This is a genomic window from Pseudoalteromonas sp. Bsw20308, from assembly GCF_000310105.2.
GTDB lineage: Bacteria > Pseudomonadota > Gammaproteobacteria > Enterobacterales > Alteromonadaceae > Pseudoalteromonas > Pseudoalteromonas fuliginea.
Genome location: NZ_CP013138.1, coordinates 2,517,309 through 2,539,370, shown reverse-complemented (window position 1 = coordinate 2,539,370; position 22,062 = coordinate 2,517,309). Strand labels below are relative to the sequence as shown.

At 38.8% G+C, this 22,062-nt stretch carries 15 protein-coding genes; 8 read left to right on the top strand and 7 right to left on the bottom strand.

Going from position 1 to position 22,062, the window contains the following annotated elements:
* Positions 1–511 precede the first annotated feature (511 nt).
* From gltB to D172_RS10940, 3 genes are all read left to right on the top strand, one after another.
* The gene (gltB, locus tag D172_RS10950) at positions 512–4,969 is read left to right on the top strand and encodes a glutamate synthase large subunit (protein WP_007375840.1); all 4,458 of its coding nucleotides are present in this window, start codon (positions 512–514) and stop codon (positions 4,967–4,969) included.
* 9 nt (positions 4,970–4,978) lie between these two features.
* Positions 4,979–6,394 (top strand): FAD-dependent oxidoreductase, encoded by a 1,416-nt coding sequence (locus D172_RS10945; RefSeq protein WP_007375839.1) that lies wholly within the window; start codon positions 4,979–4,981, stop codon positions 6,392–6,394.
* A 733-nt stretch (positions 6,395–7,127) separates the two neighbouring features.
* Positions 7,128–8,150, top strand: a complete 1,023-nt coding sequence (locus D172_RS10940; RefSeq protein ID WP_237113673.1) for a GGDEF domain-containing protein — start codon at positions 7,128–7,130, stop codon at positions 8,148–8,150.
* A gap of 402 nt (positions 8,151–8,552) precedes the next feature.
* Here D172_RS10940 and recN read toward each other — a convergent pair whose 3' ends face one another.
* The 3 genes from recN to nadK form a co-directional block, all read right to left on the bottom strand.
* Positions 8,553–10,226, bottom strand: a complete 1,674-nt coding sequence (gene recN / locus D172_RS10930; RefSeq protein ID WP_007375837.1) for a DNA repair protein RecN — start codon at positions 10,224–10,226, stop codon at positions 8,553–8,555.
* A 75-nt stretch (positions 10,227–10,301) separates the two neighbouring features.
* Positions 10,302–10,859: a hypothetical protein gene (locus tag D172_RS10925; RefSeq protein WP_007375836.1), complete on the bottom strand. Its 558-nt coding sequence runs from the start codon at positions 10,857–10,859 to the stop codon at positions 10,302–10,304.
* A 74-nt stretch (positions 10,860–10,933) separates the two neighbouring features.
* The gene (gene nadK / locus D172_RS10920) at positions 10,934–11,818 is read right to left on the bottom strand and encodes an NAD(+) kinase (RefSeq protein WP_007375835.1); all 885 of its coding nucleotides are present in this window, start codon (positions 11,816–11,818) and stop codon (positions 10,934–10,936) included.
* Positions 11,819–11,994: 176 nt separating this feature from the next.
* Between nadK and D172_RS10915 the strand changes: the two genes are divergently transcribed.
* Positions 11,995–12,960, top strand: a complete 966-nt coding sequence (locus D172_RS10915; protein WP_007375834.1) for a hypothetical protein — start codon at positions 11,995–11,997, stop codon at positions 12,958–12,960.
* A gap of 58 nt (positions 12,961–13,018) precedes the next feature.
* Positions 13,019–13,630, top strand: coding sequence for a nucleotide exchange factor GrpE (grpE, locus tag D172_RS10910; RefSeq protein WP_007375833.1), 612 nt, complete (start codon positions 13,019–13,021; stop codon positions 13,628–13,630).
* A gap of 34 nt (positions 13,631–13,664) precedes the next feature.
* On the opposite strand, the gene D172_RS10905 is transcribed toward grpE, so the two are convergent.
* Positions 13,665–14,867: a Bcr/CflA family efflux MFS transporter gene (locus D172_RS10905; RefSeq protein WP_004335389.1), complete on the bottom strand. Its 1,203-nt coding sequence runs from the start codon at positions 14,865–14,867 to the stop codon at positions 13,665–13,667.
* A 198-nt stretch (positions 14,868–15,065) separates the two neighbouring features.
* Between D172_RS10905 and D172_RS10900 the strand changes: the two genes are divergently transcribed.
* Entirely contained in the window at positions 15,066–15,863 is a 798-nt protein-coding gene (locus tag D172_RS10900; RefSeq protein ID WP_007375832.1) for a M48 family metallopeptidase, read from the top strand.
* Positions 15,864–15,974: 111 nt separating this feature from the next.
* On the opposite strand, the gene D172_RS10895 is transcribed toward D172_RS10900, so the two are convergent.
* From D172_RS10895 to D172_RS10885, 3 genes are all read right to left on the bottom strand, one after another.
* Complete coding sequence (locus D172_RS10895; RefSeq protein ID WP_007375831.1) at positions 15,975–16,991, bottom strand: alpha/beta fold hydrolase; 1,017 nt, start codon at positions 16,989–16,991, stop codon at positions 15,975–15,977.
* 174 nt (positions 16,992–17,165) lie between these two features.
* Entirely contained in the window at positions 17,166–17,954 is a 789-nt protein-coding gene (locus tag D172_RS10890) for a hypothetical protein (RefSeq protein ID WP_007375830.1), read from the bottom strand.
* A gap of 132 nt (positions 17,955–18,086) precedes the next feature.
* Positions 18,087–19,400: a Na+/H+ antiporter NhaC family protein gene (locus D172_RS10885; protein ID WP_007375829.1), complete on the bottom strand. Its 1,314-nt coding sequence runs from the start codon at positions 19,398–19,400 to the stop codon at positions 18,087–18,089.
* Between the two features lie 353 nt (positions 19,401–19,753).
* Here D172_RS10885 and dapB point away from each other — a divergent pair, with 353 nt between their 5' ends.
* Together dapB and carA are read left to right on the top strand one after the other, a co-directional pair.
* Positions 19,754–20,557 carry a 4-hydroxy-tetrahydrodipicolinate reductase gene (dapB, locus tag D172_RS10880; protein ID WP_007375828.1) on the top strand — a complete coding sequence of 268 codons (804 nt, stop codon included), beginning with the start codon at positions 19,754–19,756 and terminating at the stop codon, positions 20,555–20,557.
* Between the two features lie 363 nt (positions 20,558–20,920).
* Positions 20,921–22,057 carry a glutamine-hydrolyzing carbamoyl-phosphate synthase small subunit gene (gene carA, locus D172_RS10875; protein WP_007375827.1) on the top strand — a complete coding sequence of 379 codons (1,137 nt, stop codon included), beginning with the start codon at positions 20,921–20,923 and terminating at the stop codon, positions 22,055–22,057.
* The last annotated feature ends 5 nt before the right edge of the window (positions 22,058–22,062 follow it).

Below are 22,062 nucleotides of genomic sequence, written 5' to 3'. Positions count from 1 at the left end.
TTTATTTTATGTGTTTTTTATATGTCCGCGGACATAAAAGTGTCCGCAGTGGACGCATTAGTAAATAAAAATTCACTATTAAGAGATTAAAAATGCCACAAATATTAATAACTATACTAATGACCAGTAAAAAGAAGAGAGGTTAAGCCTCAAAATTACGGAAATAGCACAAAACTATCTAAATGTTAACTAACTTTATCGGTGTATGTTGAATATTTATTCACTGAATGAGGGCTTTACGTTTACGTAAGCTGTAGTTTTTTACTTGGTTGTTTTTACAAAATGTTAAACTTGACACCAGTGTCATGAAAAAATAACGCCTAATATACGACTAAATGTTAAAAATAATGATGAAAAAGAAATCTTGCTATGAAGTGAGAAATATTCAAGAATGTGAATATGTATTCAAAATGCTATTGACTCTATTTACGATAGAGGCTAGTTTTGTCCGTCTGTTAGCAAATCGTCGAGCAGTTCATCCACGCTAACAGTGCAGCAAGGGGAGGGGTCTATGTTATACGACTCAAAATTAGAAAAAGAAAATTGTGGCTTTGGCTTAATAGCCCAAGTTAATGGTCAAGCTAGTCATAGGCTTATTCGTACTGCTATTACGGGGCTTGATCGCATGCAGCATCGTGGCGGTATATCTGCCGATGGTAAAACAGGTGATGGCTGTGGTTTATTATTACAAAAACCAGACAGCTTTTTTCGTGCTATTGCGGCTGAGAACAATTGGCACTTAGGTAAAAATTATGCCGTAGGTATGATTTTTTTAAATTCAGATCCTGTTTTAGCACAAGCTGCAAAACAAATACTTAGCGAAGAATTAGAAAAAGAAACGCTAAATATTTTAGGTTGGCGCGTAGTGCCAACCGACCCATCAATGTTAGGTCCTATAGCAGTACAACAATTACCTGGGTTTGAACAAATTTTTGTTAGTGCGCCAGAAGGTTGGCGTTCTAAAGATTTAGAGCGACGCTTATATGTAGCGCGTCGTCGTGCTGAAAAGCGTATTGTTGATGATGAAGCTTTTTATATTGCAAGCTTGTCTGGATTAGTTACTATCTATAAAGGCCTTATGATGCCTGCAGATTTACCTAACTTTTACCTAGATTTAGCTGATATTCGTATGACCAGTGCGATTTGTGTTTTTCATCAACGCTTTTCTACTAATACTCAGCCGCGTTGGCCTCTTGCTCAACCTTTTCGTTATTTAGCACACAATGGTGAAATTAATACCATTGAAGGTAACCGCCAATGGGCACGTGCGCGTTCTTATAAGTTTGCGTCACCACTTATTCCTGATTTACAAACAGCGGCACCGTTTGTAAACGAAACTGGTTCTGATTCATCCAGCCTAGATAATATGCTTGAGCTATTTTTAGCTGGCGGCATGGATTTATTCCGTGCGATGCGCATGCTTGTGCCACCTGCATGGCAAAAAAACCGTGCAATGGACGATGATCTACGTGCATTTTACGACTTTAACTCTATGCATATGGAACCATGGGATGGTCCGGCAGGTATTGTAATGTCGGATGGTCGTTTTGCGGCGTGTAACCTTGACCGTAATGGACTTCGCCCTGCGCGTTATGTAATTACACAAGATGGCTTTATTACGCTTGCATCAGAGGTGGGTATTTGGGATTACACTGCTGATGAAGTGGTTGAAAAAGGTCGTGTTGGTCCAGGTGAATTATTAGTTATTGATACTAAGCTTGGCAAAATTTGGCATTCGGATGAAATCGATCAAGATTTAAAATCTCGCCATCCATACAAGTCATGGCTTGAAGAAAATGTTAAACGTTTAGTTCCATTTGAAGAACTTACTGAGCAAGATGCCGGTAATCGTTCTTTTGATAATGAAACGCTAGCTAAATATCAAAAAATGTTTGGTTATACCAACGAAGAGCTTGATAGCGTTATTCGTGTAATGGGTGAAAACGGCCAAGAGGCAACAGGCTCAATGGGTGATGACACGCCATTTGCTGTGCTTAGTGAAGGGCATCGTTCACTTTATGATTACTTCCGCCAAAAATTTGCGCAAGTAACAAACCCACCTATCGATCCACTGCGTGAAAATCATGTAATGTCACTTGCGACATGTATTGGTAGTGAGCAAAATGTATTTAACGAAACAACAGGCCACGCTAAGCGCCTACAGTTTGATACGCCAATTTTAATGTACGCAGACATGCAGCAATTATTAAATGCTGATGAAGCACATTACAGCTACTGTAAAATTGATATTACGTATACAGTTGAAGAAGGATTGGAAAAAGCAGTATCGCGAATTTGTGATATTGCGCAGAAAAAAGCAGCATCGGGCTGTATTATGCTTGTTCTAACAGACCGCAACTTTGATGAAACGAATTTACCTATTCCAGCAGCTATGGCTGTGGGCGCGGTGCAAAATCGTCTTGTTGATAATAATCTTCGTTGTGAATCGAACATCATTATTGAAACTGGTAGTGTGCGCGATGCACACCAATTTGCAGTTTTATTAGGTTTTGGTGCAACTGCCATTTATCCATACCTTGCGTATGAATCGTTAGTTGCAATGAGCGACAATAAAATTATTGATAAGTCGTATTGCGAAGTAACGCTTGCTTATCGTAAAGCCATTAACAAGGGCTTATATAAAATCATGTCTAAAATGGGCATAAGTACGGTTGCGTCATATCGTTGCTCAATGTTGTTTGAAGCGGTTGGTTTATCTGATGCTATTGTACAAATGTGTTTTAAAGGTGTGGCAAGTCGTATACAGGGTGCCTGTTTTACCGATTTTGATGACGATCAACAGAGCCTACATAAACTTGCTTTAAGTAAACGTAAATTATTAAGCCACGGCGGTTTGTTTAAGTATGTTCATGGTGGCGAATATCATGCTTATAATCCGGATGTAATCCAAACCCTACAAAAAGCAGTTCGTTCTGGTGAATACAGCGATTACAGTGAGTATGCAAAACTCGTTAATAATCGTCCGATTGCTACGCTACGTGACATGCTTTCGCTTAGATTGCCGGAAACCGGCATTAGCATTGATGATGTCGAGCCTGCAGAAAATCTTTATAAACGATTTGATTCGGCCGCAATGAGTATTGGTGCTTTATCGCCAGAAGCGCATGAGGCGCTAGCAATTGCGATGAACCGCTTGGGTGGGTGTTCAAACTCGGGTGAAGGCGGCGAAGATAAGCTGCGTTACGGTACCGAAAAAAATTCACGTATTAAGCAAGTCGCTTCAGGTCGATTTGGCGTAACGCCGCATTACTTACGCAGTGCTGACGTTATTCAAATTAAAGTAGCGCAAGGTGCAAAACCAGGTGAAGGCGGGCAATTACCAGGTGAAAAAGTAACCCCATATATTGCTAAACTTCGTTATTCGGTGCCAGGTGTTACGTTAATTTCGCCACCACCACATCACGATATTTACTCAATTGAAGATTTAGCACAGCTAATTTTCGATTTAAAACAAGTAAACCCTAAAGCACTTATTTCTGTAAAACTGGTTTCAGAACCAGGCGTAGGAACCATTGCGACAGGTGTTGCTAAAGCCTATGCCGATTTAATTACTATTTCTGGCTATGATGGCGGTACAGGTGCAAGCCCACTTACTTCAGTTAAATATGCCGGTAGCCCATGGGAGCTTGGCCTTGCTGAAACACAGCAAGCACTTGTTGAAAATGGCCTTCGTCATCGCATTCGCCTGCAAACAGATGGTGGCTTAAAAACAGGTTTAGATATTATTAAAGCAGCAATTCTAGGTGCTGAAAGCTTTGGCTTTGGTACTGGCCCAATGGTTGCCCTTGGTTGTAAATACTTGCGTATTTGCCACTTAAATAACTGTGCGACCGGTGTTGCAACACAAGACGAAACACTTCGCCAAAAGCATTATCACGGCCTACCAGAAATGGCGATGAACTACTTTAAGTTTATAGCGCAAGAAGCCCGTGAAATTATGGCAAGCTTGGGTGTTGTAAACTTAACTGACTTAATTGGTCGTTTAGATTTACTTGAAGCAATTGAAGGTAAAACAGCAAAACAGAAGAAAATTGATTTATCTTCTGTAGTTGCTCAGCCTAATAACCCAACTGGTGAAACACTTTATTGTAGTGCGCCTAATAGCTCACATTATTTAGGAAAGCTTAATGAAAGCCTACTTGCTAAGGCGCAAGAAGCAATTGACGCTTCAAGCGGTATTTCACTAGTAAGTCGTATTTGTAATACAGACAGATCGGTTGGTGCAATGCTTTCTGGCTATATTGCAGATAAATATGGCAACCAAGGTATGGCTGCGGATCCAGTCGTAATTGAATTACACGGTACTGCGGGTCAATCATTTGGCGTGTGGAATGCAGGTGGCCTTGAAATGACATTGGTTGGCGATGCTAACGATTACGTAGGGAAGGGCATGGCTGGTGGCAAGCTAGTTATTCGTCCACCACTTGGCTCGTCGTTCGAAAGTCATAAAGCTACAATTGCAGGCAACACATGCTTATATGGTGCGACAGGCGGTAAATTGTTTGCAGCTGGATGTGCCGGAGAGCGTTTTGCAGTTCGTAACTCAGGTGTACAAGCCGTTGTTGAAGGCGTAGGTGATAACGGTTGTGAATACATGACTGGCGGCGTTGTATGTGTACTGGGCAACGTAGGCGTTAACTTTGGTGCAGGTATGACAGGTGGTTTCGCTTATATTTTAGATGAGCGAAATGATTTTGAAAAGCGCATTAATCCCGAGCTAGTAGAAGTAGTTACACTTGAAGAATTAGCATCGCATCAAGAACATTTACGCGGCTTAATTGCTGAGCATTTAGAGCTTACGGGTTCATGCAGAGCAGAAAGTATTCTAGCTAACTTTGAATTGTACTTACCGATGTTCAAATTAGTAAAACCAAAATCAAGCGACGTAAAAAGTTTACTCGGGCATCGCGCTCGCAGTAGTGCCGAACTACGTGTTCAGGCGCAATAAGGGGGCAGTATGAGCGAAAATGTATATCAATTTATAGACGTGCAGCGTGTAGACCCACGCAAAAAACCAATCTCGTCACGTAAAAAATCTTTCGTAGAAATTTACGAACCCTTTTCAGAGAATCAGGTTAACTCACAAGCTGACCGTTGTTTAGATTGTGGTAACCCATACTGTGAGTGGAAATGCCCTGTACATAACTACATTCCACAATGGTTAAAGTTAATACGCACGGGCCGTATTATAGAGGCGGCTGAGCTTTCTCATCGTACCAATAGTTTACCAGAAGTGTGTGGCCGCGTTTGTCCACAAGACCGCTTGTGTGAGGGCTCGTGTACGCTCGATGAAGAGTTTGGTGCGGTTACAATTGGTAATATTGAAAAGTACATTACTGATGAGGCATTTAAAATGGGCTGGAAGCCTGATATGTCTTATGTAACATGGACCGACAAAAAAGTAGCCATTATTGGTGCTGGCCCTGCAGGTTTAGGATGTGCTGATATTTTAGTACGAAATGGCGTTAAGCCAGTGGTGTTTGATCGTCACCCAGAAATAGGTGGACTACTCACATTTGGTATTCCTTCTTTTAAACTTGAAAAATCAGTAATGCAAAAGCGCCGTGAAATTTTCACTGAAATGGGCGTAGAATTTAAGTTAAATGTTGAGGTAGGTGTTGATATTACACTTGATCAAATTTTAGCTGATTACGACGCTGTGTTTTTAGGGGTTGGTACGTATCAGAGTATGCGTGCAGGTCTTGAAAATGAAGATGCACCGGGTGTTCACGATGCACTCCCGTTTTTGATTGGTAACACGAACCGTGTAATGGGCTACGACGAGACAAAACAACCGTGTATTGATATGGCTAATCAAAAAGTAGTTGTACTTGGCGGTGGTGATACAGCGATGGACTGTGTGCGTACGTCTATTCGTCAAAATGCTGCAAAAGTAACGTGTGCTTATCGTCGTGATAAAGAAAATATGCCAGGCTCTAAACGTGAAGTTAAAAATGCGAAAGAAGAAGGCGTTATATTTACGTATAACGTTCAGCCTAAAGGCATTGTATTGAACGATAAAGGTAAAGTAACCGGCGTTAAAATGGTTAAAACTAAATTAGGCGAACCTGACGCAAAAGGCAGAAGCCGTGCTGAAGAAGTACCTGGTTCAGAACATGTTATTGAAGCAGACCAAGTTATTATGGCGTTTGGTTTCCAGCCTCACAAAATGGATTGGTTAGAAAAATACGATGTAGAAATAAACAACTGGGGCGGTATTAACGCACCAGAACAAGGTGAGTTTACACATCAAACTACTAACCCTAAAATATTTGCTGGTGGCGACATTGTACGTGGTTCAGATTTAGTGGTAACTGCTATTTTTGAAGGACGTAATGCCGCAGAAGGTATTATGGACTACCTTAAAGTATAACTATTTTTTGGTTACTTTAAATATACGTTAAAGCAAGCTTTCGAGCTTGCTTTTTTTATACGTAATGATGCCTAGACCAACCTGTATAAATCTTTGGGAAATTTAACGAATTAAATTGCACTGTAACGTCGTTAAGGATTTTTTATTTAGAACAATAGGGTATGTTGATCTTTCAGGATTAAAGTTTGTTCAATCTAGGGGCGATTTAATCGCGGAGCGGGGTTTGTAACCTAGTGGGATTGTTGGTAACTGCTCCTGCGTTAGCCAACTGGCTTATATTCATTTAAGAATAAAAAAATTGAGCAAATCTTCCGCGTCCTGCTAATGCACCTTACCTAAATCTATGTAGGTAACAAAGACTTAATCGTCCTTAGAAAGAATCCAAAGGGCAGCGCATATTTGGCATTTATGCTACGTTATCCAAATTTATGGGGAATAATCACACTACATTTGCCTAAATACCAAACATACGGCTGAAAAATCAATCACGAAAGGTCAACACGCCCTAATTATTTATTCTTTATATAAATAATGTAGGCAATTAGGTCTAATATTAGAGAATACTTAACCGTGAAGGTAGGGAGAAAGAATCTAATTCTACTTTTTCCGTATTTTAGTATGGTATTAAGTGTTGATTAATTAACTAAATAAATACAAAATACGCGGCTTATTTACTATTTGCTTACTTTGCGTTCTGGGTTGGCGTCATTTACGAAAAGAAAACTGATAAATTATGCACAAATACTTCGATAAAACAGAAAGAGAATTAATAGTAAGGTTTTTCTCATCAATAGGCTTTATATCCACATTTTTGATGTCGTGTATTGCATTTACTAATAGCGAATATTTTCTTTTTGTGACACTTGTCGGTTCGACACTTATCTATATTTGGGCATTTAATATTTACAAAGAGGTAGAAAAGTCTGCAAATGCGATTTTATATAATCTTTATGGATTGATGCTTTACTTAGTTGTTACTGGCGGCGCTGAAGGTACAGGGCCAATTTGGATATTTATTGTATCACCAGTAACATATTCTATTCGAGGATTAAAGCGAGGGACATTTGATATATTCATATTTTTGCTAGCGATAATGTTAGGCTTTTATTGCGCAGATATGTTTAATATTTATGAATATAAACCAGCACAATTTCCTTATAGAATTGTATTTTCGTTTATTATTGTCGCTTTACTCACAGGCTTTTATGAACAATCAAGAGAGAAGTACAGCAATAAAATAATAGCTTTAAGTCAAAGAAATGAACGATTAGCAACCATCGATCCATTAACTGAGCTTCCTAACCGTCGCCATGCAATGAATAAGTTAAGTGAATTCAAAAAGGAACATGCTTACAAAGGCATACCATTTGTATTGCTACTAGCTGATGTTGATAACTTCAAAAAAATTAATGATAAATATGGACATAACTTTGGCGATGAGGCACTTATTCATTTAGCTAAGATTTTTAAGAAAAATATTCCACAAAATGCTGTTGCTTCTCGTTGGGGGGGAGAGGAGTTCTTAATAGCAATACCTAATGTAAGTGTTACAGAAGGGGTAAATGTAGCAGATAAAATCCATGATTCACTTAAAAAAGCAGCGGTAAGTTTACGTACTAATACTGTAAACTTAACAATCAGTATTGGTGTTGTTCAAAGTGAAGAAAACAGATCAATTGATCTTGATATTAAACATGCTGATCAGCAACTCTACAAAGCCAAAGAGCAAGGTAAAAATAGAACTTGCTCAGCTTAGTAACCATCTATATTTGCTAATCCATAGAGAAGGAGTCAAGAGAAGGTTTCGTTTTGGCCTTTCTTCGTTTTACACTCATGTAGCAAAAGAAATTACAGGTAATTTGGAGCGCAATAAGTATCGTGTAACTCCCTTTTAAGTATTGTGAGTCTCTGTCAAACTCAACAGCTAAATATAAACCGGCGAATAACAATTGAAACACTAAAACTATATTTACAAAGCGTAATAAACGTTGTTTAAATTGAGTATGTTTAAATCGACTTAAAAGCATTAAGAGCACACATACTATTATTAAAAGCCAACTAAAACCTATACACATATAAATGACAGTATTTTGCATTATATTTATCTCTTAGCAATTTGATACATGTTGATTTGTTATAAATCGGTAGCTAAATAGCACTAGGCATGTGCCATTATCAGTTCTTTTGCGTTAGCTTTAGCCGTCTTACTTACGTTGTCTCCAGCTAATAGGCGAGCTATTTCATTAACTCGTCCATCTTTATTTAAAGGCAGCATATGAGTAAATGTTTCACCTTGAGCAATTTCTTTAGCTACAAAGAATTGTTGATGCGCACTGCTAGCTACTTGCGGTAAATGCGTTACACAAATTACTTGAGTTGATTTACCTAACTGACGTAATAGTTTTCCAACTGCCGATGCGGTAGGGCCTGATATACCTACGTCAACTTCATCAAAAATAAGTGTTGGGGTTGTTACTTTTTGTGCAATAATCACTTGAATTGCTAAGCTAATACGCGAAAGCTCCCCCCCAGATGCTACTTTAGCAAGCGGTTGTAGTGGCTGTCCTGGGTTAGTTGAAACTAAAAATGATACATTGTCGTACCCTAAACTGTTGGGTGCACGCTCAACTTCTTGAGTTAATGCTATTTCAAATACACCATTTTCCATTGACAGGTTAGCCATACTCTCACTGATCAAAGTGTTTAGTGTATTTGCGTACTCTTTACGACTTTTGCTTAACTGATCGCTTGCCTGTTGGTATGTCACTCGCGCATTTTCTATTTCGTATTCTAGTTGTTCTAATCGAGCACTATTAGTACTAATTGACTCCAGTTCCTGTGAAATAGATTGATGAAACTCAACTAGGGCTTGTGGTTTTATATGGTGTTTGCGAGCTAAGTCCATTGCACCACTTAGTCTATTTTCTACTTCAACTAAGCGAGCCGGGTCTAAATCTGCTTGCTCAGTGTAATCACGCACTTCGCGACTCGCTTCTTCAACTTGTACAGCGGCTTCGCTAAGCATAGCAGCTACGCTTACTAAACTTTCGTCATATTGAGCCAGTTCGGTAAATTGCTGAGCACTATGTTGTAACAACGAGCACGCATTTTGTTCATCGCTTTCGTAAAGGTGCTGTAGCTCTCGTTGGCAGGCTTCTAAAATGGTTTGGCTATTACTGAGTTTATAATGCTCAGCCTCTATTTGTTCAAATTCATTTTCTTGCAAAGCAAATTCATCTAGTTCTGCAACTTGATATTCTAAAAGTTGTTTTTGAGCCGCTTGCTGTAATTGTTGCTGCTCTAGGTGCTTAAATTCTTTTTGTAAGTTAGCGAACAGCTTATAGTTTTGGCTCACGCCGTTAACTAAATCATTGTGACCGGCATAGGCATCAAGTAATTGTAATTGATGCTCAGCTTTCAAAAGATACTGATGGGCATGTTGCCCATGAATAGAAATTAAATATTGACCAAGTTCTTTTAGCTGTGCGGCGGTTACCGCACTACCATTAATATAACTTTTACTGCGGCCATTTTTACATACCACCCTACGTAATAAGCACTCGTTATCGGCATTTGCTAACATGTGTCGTTCTAAAAAAGCGTTAGCTAGTGGAAGTGCACTTAAATCAAATTGTGCACATACTTCTGCCTTGTCAGTGTTAGGGCGGACCGCTGAGGCTTCTGCTCGCTCACCTAAACACAGTGAAAGCGCATCAATGGCTATAGACTTACCTGCACCTGTTTCACCGGTGATGGCGGTCATACCGTTTTGCCATTCGGTACTTAAATTACTTACTATTGCAAAATTTTTAACTTCTAAACCAATTAACATACTGTTTATCCATCCAGTCAATTAACTGTTAATTTATACAGTGTTTTGGTTTTTTGCAAATTAATTTTTTAGTATTTAAGCAACACTTGCCTCTTCGTTAATAGGAGAGTCATTAGTTTTTTGTTGCAAAAATTCAACTTCTTCTTTTTTATCAATGCGTTGATGGATGTCTTCTGTTTGGATAGTAAATATTAACGAAGGTAGTTCAGTGTCATAAAAAGCTTTGTTATATAAAATACCTTGATGAGGTAGCTCAGCTATAAAGTGCTGTAAGTTATCAATTAAACTTTTAGCCGAATTAGTTTGATAAGTTTTATTTAATTCGTTAGATAAAGTGCTGACGAGTAAATCAGTTACATCTTCTAATTTTTGTAAATTGTCATCATTATGTGCTTGTACTACAAAAAAATTACTAACAATTGCCTGGACTCTAGGAACGTGTTTCGGGCGTATTACCTTAACATCCAACAATTCATTTAGTTTGCTTTTCAAACGTGTACTAATTTTTGAAACTCGATCATTAAAAATTCTCTTCTTGGTTTCGCTTGCTATACGACGATTATTTTCAACTATTAAATAGCTACCTAGTAGCGTAATTAATAACAAAAGTGAAAAAAATACAACATACGTCATTTGCTATAGTTCCTAATAATATTATTTTTTATTTTGCGATATTTTGCTCTAAAGTCTTACACTTGGCAATAAAATTAGTATAAACGACTACCCCAATTTAATTTAGTACGTAAAACGTTGTAGTAAGAATAATTTTTTGGATGAATTAAACGCAGTTTTTTATCTGCTTTCTTAATGACAACCTCATCGCCAGGTAAAACAGCAAGCACAACATGGCTGTCGCAACTTACCTGTAGGCTATCTGTATTTTCTAGGCTTAGCTTTAAGCGTACTTCGTTATCAGCATCAACGACTAATGGTCTGCTCGATAATGTATGTGGGAACATAGGTACTAACGAAATAGCATTAAGCTCTGGTGTCAAAATAGGTCCGCCACCTGAAAGTGAATACGCCGTTGAGCCTGTTGGTGTTGATACAATTAAGCCATCCGAGCGCTGTGAAAATACAAAATCTTTATTAATAAAGGCTTCAAACTCAATCATATGTGCAACTTTATCGGCATGAAGCACTGCTTCATTGACCGCAGAATTAGCGCTTTTTAATTCGTTGTGGCGGTATACCTCTACTTCAAGTAAAAAGCGATTTTCTTCAATAAAATCACCACTTAAAACTTGTTCTAAACTTGGTTCAAAACCTTCAGGGTTTAAATCAGTTAAGAAACCAAGGTTCCCCCTATTAACACCGATTACTGCTACGTTGAAACGAGCTAAAACACGTGCTGCGCCCAACATGTTACCGTCACCTCCAACGACAATAGCCAAATCAGCCAGCTCCCCTAAGTCGACTAACTTAACTAGTTTATCTGTGGGTACATCAACTAACTGGCCACCAGTGCGTTTTTCTACGATAACCTCAAAACCAAGTGCAAGTAAAAATGTATGCAGACGTTGTAGTGTTGCGGCTGCACCAGGGTGGTTTGGTTTACCAATAAGGCCAATGGTTTTAAAAGGAGAATCCATAATGTGTACACTATAAGTTTGAATGTTTGTAGAGTAACCCAAAAGAGAAGTGTTTGAAAATACAGATCTTAGCTTAAATTGGTATGATTAACTTACCTAGGTAATTAATTTAGTTTTATTAGCTACCAGCATACTATGTGACTTGAAATAACTGTAAATGCCCCGATATATCAGACATGCAACAAGATGTAGATAACATGAAATTAAATCCACGAGATCAGCAAATTTTTTCAGCTGTTATGAACATGTACTGTAATGGTGAGGGGTTACCCGTCCCATCAACAAAAATTGCTAAGCTTAAAGGCATGGCTGTGTGTTCGGCTACGGTACGTAATGCGATGGCTCGCTTAGAAAAAGTGGGCTTATTGTATTCACCTCATACATCTGCAGGCCGTGTGCCTACAAATGAGGGGTTTGATTATTGGTTTGACGAGTTCTTTCCACTCGCTGATATTGCTAATTATTGGCAACCAGAGCAATCACAACTCGTTGAACTTGCTCATGGTTTGAGCCAAAAATATCAGGTGTGTTGTTGTGTGGGTTTGCCACAAGCCAGCTCGCAGCAAGTATTTAGAGTAGAGGTACTTGATTTTGATTCTACCGACTGGCTTATTTTATTAATAGACAGAGCAGGGCAGAGCCATAATATTTGTATTGATAAGCCTCATGATTCGTCAGACTCTGTTCGTTATCAGTTTGCAACGTGGTTAAACACCGTCTTTAGTCAACAAACCTTGATGGAAGGTTTATACCGTATGCAAGCTATGGCTAATACCGCGCCTCGAAATTGTCACGATTCGCTTAATCAATGGACGCGACAACTAAGCCAAAAATTAGGCTCAGATAACAGTATTGTTGTTGGTGAAAATTACCTTTACAAACAAATTGATTGTGAACAAAGCTTAAATATTGGTGTCTCATTTTTAAATTATGTAGAAGATAAGCTCGCTTTTAAAAATGGGTTATCGGTACTTAATAGCGAAAAATTACCTTTTACTGAGTGCGATGAATTGATTGTAATAAGTGTCCCGTACTTTCAAAATCAAGAATACCAAAGCCGCTTTTGTATAATTTGCCCTAAATCAGCGCAAATTGAAGAAATAATCCAAGAATTTAAATTAATTGAGACATCTAACTCTTGAATCTTTTTATTCAATCCCCATAATTACCGCAGTTGAAAAGAATTGGAGCACGTATTTTATGTCTGAGCAGACACAAAACCCTGAGCAAGAAGTAGAATTAAACGAAGAAATTTCTAAAATGCAGGCTGATGTAGAAGCAGCAGTAGAAGCCGCTGATCAACATGCAGAACAAGAGCAAAGCCCTGAAGCAGAAATTGCGATGTTATATGCAGAGCTTGAGGCCGCTAAGCAAACTATTGCTGATCAAAAAGATGGTGTTGTTCGCGCAGCAGCAGACGTAGATAATATTCGTCGTCGTGCAGCACAAGATGTAGAAAAAGCGCATAAATTTGCACTAGAAAAATTTGCTAACGAATTACTACCTGTAATTGATAACCTTGAACGTGCTATTGAATTTTCTGATAAAGAAAATGAGACTTTAAAGCCGTTGCTTGAAGGTATCGATATGACGGTTAAGAGCTTTAATGACGCTGTTTCTAAATTTGGTGTTGAAATTGTAAACCCACAAGGTGAGCAGTTTAATCCAGATTTTCATCAAGCAATGTCAATTCAACCAAGTAACGATGTAACACCTAATACAGTACTTGCTGTTATGCAAAAAGGTTACACATTGAATGGTCGTTTATTACGCCCTGCGATGGTTATGGTTTCTAAAGCTGCTGACGCTTAATTAATTTAAGATTATTAGCTTTGATAAAAATGCCTCATATTGAGGCATTTTTTTTGTCTTTTTTATAGTGAATTAACTGTACGAGCATAGTGAGTAACACGGCACTAAACATTAAGCTTGAAAATGGCACTGCGCTTTTTGCATGCATAATAGCGAGTAAGGGGCCAACTAATGCGCCACTACCAAAACGAAGAGTGCCAATTACGGCGGTTGCCGTGCCTGTGTTTTTTTCAAACTTCATTAAAATTAGCGAGTCAGCATTACTTGCTGTGACGCCTAAACTCATCATTAATGGCGCAATAGCAGCCACAATATAATAAAGTGATAAATGCAATAAGCTAAATGTTAATAGCGCAAGCCCCGATACAAACCCACATACAAGCCCAATATAGAGCATCTTTCGAGAGCCCAGCCTTGGTACAATTCGCGTATTTAAAAAGTTACCAAACATCAGCGCCATTACGTTAAAGGCAAATAATACACCAAATAATTGTTCTGACACTTCATATAAATCTAAATATATAAAAGGTACAGAGGTTAAAAAGCAAAAAAATCCAAATGATACAAACATAGAACTGAGTATGTCGGCACGTGCATCTTTATTACTGAGCACTGTTTTATAGCTATCAAAAAATAAAGCGAGACCCTTTTTTTCATTTTTGTGAATAGGAATATCGATTAGATATACTTGTACAAACGCTAATATTAAAAAGCTATATCCAGCAAGCACCAAGAATATGGTTGACCAAACAGAAAACCCTAAAATAAACGAGCCAACTGAGGGGGCAACTAACGGTGCTACCATCATGATCATCGATACATACGACATTCCTTTAGCTGTGTTTTGCTGATAAATATGGCGAATAATACCCGGTACTACTACCGTTGCTGCAGCTCCCGTAAATGCTTGTACTGCTCGAAGAGTCCAAAAGGCATGGATTTCGGTGGTAAATGCAAGTGCAAGTGAGCTTGCGCCAAATAGGGTTAAGCCAATACGGGCGAGCTTACGGCGGCCAATTTGATCGGCAATCGGACCAAAAAATAACATCCCCAATGAATAACCTGCTAAGTAAATACTCAACGATATTTGTACATTTGGCATATTAGTGTGTAAATCGTTTGCAATTACCAGCATGGCGGGCAAATACATATCAATAGCCAATGGCGTAATCGCCACAATACTGGCTAATAAAGGCAATAAAATACGGGTATTAAAAGACGAGGCTGAGGCGTCCATGTGTAAACTCAACAATCACTAAAAACAAGGACTGTAGTGTAACAGGGCATTGTATTTGGATAAACTTAGTTCACCTGCTAAGTTTATCGTCTTATCGCATCTTGTTAATATAGCGCTATATAAAGCAAATATTTTAAATTGGTACTGTGTTTGCTATTCTACAAGCAATAAAAAAATTAATTGCTTAAGAGAATTACCATGAAAAAACTAGTACTTGCAGTATTAGCGACAGCCGTTTTGGCTGGTTGTAAAACGTCGCCAACAGGACGCACACAAATAGCGCTTTATTCAAACCAACAAATGAGTGAAATGGGCACTGCTAGTTTTGCTGATATGAAAAAAAACCAACCAATTAATAAAGATGCAAAAACAAATGCATATGTAAATTGCATTGCTGAAAAAGTAGTGGCTGTATTACCAAAAGAATACGCTTCGCAAAATTGGGAAGTAGTGGTATTTGAAGATGAATCTGCTAATGCTTTTGCACTACCGGGTGGTTACATTGGTGTTCATACTGGCTTATTAAAAATTGCTACTAATCAAGACCAATTAGCAACAGTACTAGGGCACGAAGTAGGGCACGTAATTGCTGAGCATTCAAATGAGCGTGTTTCACAAAGCTCTATTTTAGATACCGGTATGCAACTTGGTAGTGCGGCACTTGAAATGGGTAACATTCAATATCGTAATGAAATTATGCAAGGCTTAGGTTTGGGCGCGCAGTATGGTGTTGTTTTGCCATTTAGCCGCTCGCACGAATCAGAAGCCGATACTATTGGTTTAGATTTAATGGCTGAGGCCGGCTTTAACCCACAAGAGTCAGTAACCCTTTGGCAAAATATGAGTGCGGCAGGTAGTGGTACAACACCTGAGTTTTTATCAACTCACCCAGCGCCAAGTAACCGTATTAAAAACTTACAAGCGCAAATGAGCAAAGCACTTAGTGAGCAAAGTACTGCTAAAGCACAGGGTAAAAACCCACAGTGCACACTGTAGTTAAGCACTTTACTATTTGAAGTAGTGTACGTTTAGTATTAATGCGTAATTAAAATAAAACCCCTGTAAGTATTTTACCTACAGGGGTTTTATTTTAGTTCTTAAGCGTGGTTATTCAGCAGAAAGTGCTTGTTTAAATACATTTTTAAAGCGTTCGAAATCTTCAATGTGCGGCAGATGCCCTAAGTTATCCAGCTCGAATAATTGTGCGTCAGGGATAAGTGTTGCAGCGTGTTTGCCTAATTTATCATATCGACCAAGCTCGTAATTAACACCCTCTTTTTTCCAGTTACGGCCAGGGCCGGTTCTATCCCGCGTACCTATAATTAATTTAACCGGCATAGTTAAATCTTTAAATTCGGTTATTACAGGTTGAGTGAAAATCATATCGTATGTTTTTGCATTCACCCATGCCATTTGTTCTTTATCTGGGCCTTGTATTTGCCCTGTTATGAAGTCAGTTAAGGCTGAATATGTGGCATTCCACTTACCATCGTAGTAATTTTTTTGTTGATATTTTCTTACGCCTTCCGGCGTTTTTGAAAACTCATTTTTATAGAAAAAATTTGTATCTTTGTAATCAACATACTGCAAGTAGTTTTCAAGCCCAATAGGGTTTAATAAAATTAGCTTTTTAGTTGTATTTGGATACATTAATGCAAAACGACTCGCTAGCATTCCACCCATTGAGTGCCCTAATACAATCGACTCTTTTATATCAAGTGAGTCCATTAACGCATGAGTATGATGAGCAAGAGCCGCAAATGAATACTGGTAATTAGTTGGCTTAGACGACTTACCAAAACCAATTTGATCTGGAATTAATACCCCATAACCTAAAGATTGCAGATATTGCGCAGTGGTAGTCCAGTAATCTGCATTAAAGTTTTTGCCATGCATAAGTGTAACTGTTGGCATGTCGGATTTGGTTGGCTTTAAGTAAATATAGGCCATTTTTAATGATTGTTTTTGCGACTCAAGTGCAAAGTAATTTACTTTAAAATCGTATTCGTAATTAGTTAAAAGTGCATCATAAGAAAGGGCAGATGTATCTTGAGAAGTGCCAGCTAAGGCATTGTTTGTTAGTACTAATAAAGTAGAGAAACAAATAACTTTAATCGACGACATTCAGTTACTCCTATTAAAGGCGAGCGCTTGGCTTAAAAATTGGATTAAGAATAAGTACAACAATAACTAAGTATTTACACCTGTTCAATTAAATGTTTTACGTGGACGAAAAGAAGCGAAGCTAAAATAAAGCTTCGCTTATTAATTACTGAGTAAAGAGCTGATTGTTAAAGCTTAAAACGTCCACTCAATATGGATTTGTGGTACCGATTCAGTGACTTCAGTACCTAGTTTATTGTGCCAGTATTGTAATTCCATACCCAACAGGAGTGTGTTTTCTTTCATTTGAAGAGCGTGGCCCATATCCCACACTAAAATAGGCTGTGCGAGTATCCACGCCTCAACATCGTTACCAAATTCATCTTCACGTTCAGCAATGTATTCAGCGTGGCCTTTAAAGCTAAACTTTTGTGAGCCAATAGAGAAAGGATACTCAAAAGCTACATCAAGCATCCAGCTATTAGTTTCAATAGGTGCACCGCCTTTTGCTACACCTTCACTATCGTCAATGTAAGCCGTGAACAACGTTTGAAAAAAGTTAAAACCAGGTACATCCCAGCTTAATTTAACACCTGGTAGGTATTTCATTACTTTTGCATCACCAGCAACGTTAATACCGCCCGTAAGGCCAACATCTAATAATGCACCAGAGCCAATTTTTTCGCCGCTAATGGCCGATAAGCTTACCGTTGAGTACCATTCACCATAAAAATCAGCATCTTGGTAACCATCATCTATATCGTCTTTACTGTAATCGATAAAGAAGAAGTTATCGCCGTAGTCATAGCCCGATACATGTTGAACCGAGTAAACAGTGGTGTCTGACTCTTGCTTAGAAAATGGATTTTTTTGGCTGCCATTATTTATATGTACTGCTGTACTGCTCCAATTGGCAGCAAAAGCCGACGATGATAAAGCGAGAGAAGTAAGGGTAATAAAAGGGAGTAATTTTTTAAATTTCATAACTGTTTATAACTATAATTTTAGTGACACGCGGAAGCGGCAATTATAGCAGAAGAGATTGATTTGTTGATCGCTAATTTAACACATGTTGCAGCCTACTTAATAAGCTGCAACATGTAATGACTCAATTTATTACGCTTTATTACGGCGTAAACAAATAATAGTAATCGCCGTAAATGCTAAAATAAAACAGTAATAAGAAGACGTTGATACTTCCCACGGGCTAATTTTAAACGTAGCACCTAACAGTAGCGCTTGTGCGCCATAAGGAAGTGAGCCTTGCGTTACACAAGCAAATATATCAAGCAAACTTGCAGAGCGTTTACCGCTTATTTCACCATCATCTGCTAGCTTTTTAGCAATAGGGCCAGCAACAATAATAGATACGGTATTATTGGCAATACACATGTTACTTGTCATAACCAATGCTGCAATACCTAATTGATCGGCCACTTTACGGTGCCATTTTGCGATGATTTTAGTTATGGCTTGAATTTTTTGGGCAATGAAATCAAGGCCACCGTTAATCCGAATAAATTCAGATAAGCCACCTATAAACATTGATAGTAAAAATATTTCCTGCATATCGGTAAAGCCTTTGTAAATATCTTTTACAAAGCTTGCGCCTTCATAACTTCCTGTAAAGCCCATTAATGCAGCAAAAATAATACCGCTAAACAACACTACAAATACGTTCAAGCCAGCAACTGCTAACACTAAAATAAAGGCATATGGAAGCACTAACCAAATATCGTAATCCTTGGTTTCAACAACTTGAGCAGCAGGTGTTAAATAAAACAATAAGCCAATAGTCAGTATTGCAGCAGGGACAGCAATTTTAAGATTCTCTTTAAACTTGTCTTTCATTTCACAGCCCTGCGTGCGCGTAGCTGCAATAGTGGTGTCTGAAATAATAGATAAGTTATCGCCAAACATAGCGCCAGATACAATCGTACCGGCCATTAATGCTGGATCTATACCTGTTTTAATTGATACCGCATAAGCGATAGGGCCAATGGCGCCAATCGTACCCATTGACGTACCCATTGCTGTTGATACAACCGCTGCAATTAAAAATAAACCAGGGAGTAACAACGAAGGTGGAATAAGCGATAAGCCTGCATTTACTACCGCATCTACACCACCGGTTGCACTGGCAACGGCAGAAAAAGCACCCGCAAGTAAGTATATTAAACACATGGTAATAATATTGTTGTGTCCGGCACCTTTAATAAAGGTTTCTACACATTGGTTTACCGTGCCTTTATTTAAAATAAACGCAAGCATGATGGCGGGTAATATAGCAACAGGTGCAGGTAGTTGGTAAAAAGCGTAATCAACCCCTTGCGATTGCAAATACAAACCAGAGCCTAAAAATAGCGCTACAAAGGTAAGTAGGGGAAGTAAAGAAAGTATTGCTTTGTTTTTATTAAATGATGGCTGCATCATAATCCTCATAACCAGTAAAATTTATCACAGCCAAAACTCCTCTTTTAGCTGAATTTAGCAGTACAACTTTTAATTTAAAAAGTTGTTAGCCGCAGCGTCCGCAAGCCAAAGACCAAATCGACGCGAAAGGGAAGTTTAAATGTATAGATGGCTAAAGTAAACTGGTATTGTTATTATTATAAAATTAAAAGGTCACCTGACTATTGCATGACTTTTAGATAATATCTACAAAGCAACGCGATTTTCAGCGATTAATATTTATCCAACTGCATAAAAATACCCAGCTGCGTATTTTGCAATGTCCGGATATATGACTAATAAACGGATTCAAATTAAATTAGGTAAAAACCATGACGACAAATCGAATAGGTGTATTTGGTGCTAACGGAAGAATGGGCTTAGCTCTATTAGAAGCTGCGACAATTAAAGAGCAAACACAACTTACAGGCGCATACGTTCGTAGCAGTTCATCGTTATTAGGTATTAATGTAAGCCAAGTAAATAGTGCAGCCGACAGCGCAGTAAGCTTTAGCGTTGAAAGCGAAGTAGATAATGTAGATGTGTTAATCGACTTCACATTGCCGCAAGGTATGCGTAATCATCTAAAAACAGCCGTTGCGCAAAAGCTACCAATGGTTATAGGTACTACAGGCCTAAGCGCCGATGATATGGCGCTTTTGAACGATGCGGCAAAGCACATTCCGATTGTATTTGCCCGCAATTACAGCGTAGGCGTAAACGTGCTCTTAAATTTAGTACAAACAGCGGCTACTAAATTTGGTGATGATTTAGATATAGAAATATTTGAAGCGCACCATCGTCATAAAATAGATGCACCATCGGGTACTGCCTTAGCTATTGGTGAATCAATTGCAGATGCAAAGGGCTGGAACCATGACGAAGTTGCTGTATACGACCGCAGCCAAGTAGAAACGGCTAAATCGCAAAATGAAATAGGTTATTCGGTATTAAGAGGTGGCGATATAGTAGGTGAACATACCGCATATTTTGCAACTATGGGCGAAAGGCTCGAATTAACCCATAAAGCAAGTTCAAGAATGACCTTTGCGCTTGGTGCTATAAGGGCTGCGTGCTGGTTGAAAAATAAACCGGTAGGACTTTATGATATGCAAGATGTGCTTGATCTTAAGTAGTTTAGTTACCTTTTTGCGTGTTTGGGTCTAATTTTACCTAAAACTACTTATTTGTAACAATTTACCAAATAGTGTTAGACCTAAATAGCAACTTAATGTAGAATGCAGCCAATTTGCCAAAAATTACTAAATGCGTGTTTCCAATTATACCCAAGTGGCTAGTAAAACCAGGGGTTTCAGTGGGAATGAAAAGAGTTTTAGGCAAGAAAAAATGATTGAAGGTTTAGCGTTTTATATCGGCATCATTTAAGACTGCGTAAAACAATTTAAGCTCACAAAAATCTGGTTTTGACGATCCCTCTGGGTATTGGCGGGGTGTTAAGCAATTGCTTACTCCCGTTTTTTACTGTTAGGAGGTTTAACTTGACTAAATCCGCTCTGTTAGTCCTAGAAGACGGCACAGTGTTTCGCGGTACTGCAATCGGCGCTGACGGCATGTCAGTCGGTGAAGTAGTATTCAATACGTCTATGACTGGTTATCAAGAAATTTTGACTGATCCATCATACGCGGAACAAATCGTAACTTTGACGTACCCACATATCGGTAATACGGGTACCAACAGCGAAGACGAAGAAGCGAATCAAATATGGGCTAAAGGCCTAGTGATCCGTGATTTGCCACTGCTAGCAAGTAACTTTCGTAACGAGCAATCGTTAGATGATTACTTAAAAGAACGTAATATTTTAGGTATTGCGGACATCGACACCAGAAAGCTAACACGTATTTTGCGCGATAAAGGCGCACAAAACGGCTGTATTATCGCAGGTGACGAATTAGACGAAAACAAAGCGTTACAAGCCGCGCAAGCCTTCCCAGGTTTAAAAGGTATGGATTTAGCAAAAGTTGTCTCAACCAAGGAAAATTTTGAGTGGCGCGAATCAAGCTGGACATTAGGTGAAGGATTTAAAACCCTTGACGCTGCTGATGAAAAGTTTCATGTTGTTGCCTACGACTTCGGTGTAAAGCGTAATATTTTACGTATGCTTGTAGACCGTGGTTGTAAACTTACAGTAGTACCAGCGCAAACCTCTGCCGCTGACGTACTGGCTTTAAACCCTGATGGTATCTTCTTATCTAATGGCCCTGGCGATCCTGAGCCATGTACTTACGCTATTGATGCAATTAAAACCTTTTTAGAAACCGACACACCAATTTTTGGTATCTGTTTAGGTCATCAGTTATTAGCCCTTGCCTCAGGTGCTAAAACAGAAAAAATGAAATTTGGCCACCACGGCGCTAACCACCCAGTTAAAGACCTAGACCGCGATGTAGTTATGATCACAGCTCAAAACCATGGTTTTGCAGCTCAAGAGTCAAGCCTGCCAAGTACGCTTCGTGCCACGCACAAATCGTTATTTGACGGAACGCTTCAAGGTATTCATCGTACAGATAAACCTGCGTTTAGCTTCCAGGGTCACCCTGAAGCAAGCCCTGGTCCGCACGATGCAGCCCCATTATTTGACCACTTCATCGATTTGATGCAAGCGCGTAAACACTAATTTAA

Coding starts and splice junctions, on each gene's coding strand:
- gltB (WP_007375840.1), top strand. CDS start 512: ATGTTATACGACTCAAAATTAGAAAAAGAAAATTGTGGCTTTGGCTTA.
- D172_RS10945 (WP_007375839.1), top strand. CDS start 4,979: ATGAGCGAAAATGTATATCAATTTATAGACGTGCAGCGTGTAGACCCA.
- D172_RS10940 (WP_237113673.1), top strand. CDS start 7,128: ATGCACAAATACTTCGATAAAACAGAAAGAGAATTAATAGTAAGGTTT.
- recN (WP_007375837.1), bottom strand. CDS start 10,226: ATGTTAATTGGTTTAGAAGTTAAAAATTTTGCAATAGTAAGTAATTTA.
- D172_RS10925 (WP_007375836.1), bottom strand. CDS start 10,859: ATGACGTATGTTGTATTTTTTTCACTTTTGTTATTAATTACGCTACTA.
- nadK (WP_007375835.1), bottom strand. CDS start 11,818: ATGGATTCTCCTTTTAAAACCATTGGCCTTATTGGTAAACCAAACCAC.
- D172_RS10915 (WP_007375834.1), top strand. CDS start 11,995: ATGCAACAAGATGTAGATAACATGAAATTAAATCCACGAGATCAGCAA.
- grpE (WP_007375833.1), top strand. CDS start 13,019: ATGTCTGAGCAGACACAAAACCCTGAGCAAGAAGTAGAATTAAACGAA.
- D172_RS10905 (WP_004335389.1), bottom strand. CDS start 14,867: ATGGACGCCTCAGCCTCGTCTTTTAATACCCGTATTTTATTGCCTTTA.
- D172_RS10900 (WP_007375832.1), top strand. CDS start 15,066: ATGAAAAAACTAGTACTTGCAGTATTAGCGACAGCCGTTTTGGCTGGT.
- D172_RS10895 (WP_007375831.1), bottom strand. CDS start 16,991: ATGTCGTCGATTAAAGTTATTTGTTTCTCTACTTTATTAGTACTAACA.
- D172_RS10890 (WP_007375830.1), bottom strand. CDS start 17,954: ATGAAATTTAAAAAATTACTCCCTTTTATTACCCTTACTTCTCTCGCT.
- D172_RS10885 (WP_007375829.1), bottom strand. CDS start 19,400: ATGCAGCCATCATTTAATAAAAACAAAGCAATACTTTCTTTACTTCCC.
- dapB (WP_007375828.1), top strand. CDS start 19,754: ATGACGACAAATCGAATAGGTGTATTTGGTGCTAACGGAAGAATGGGC.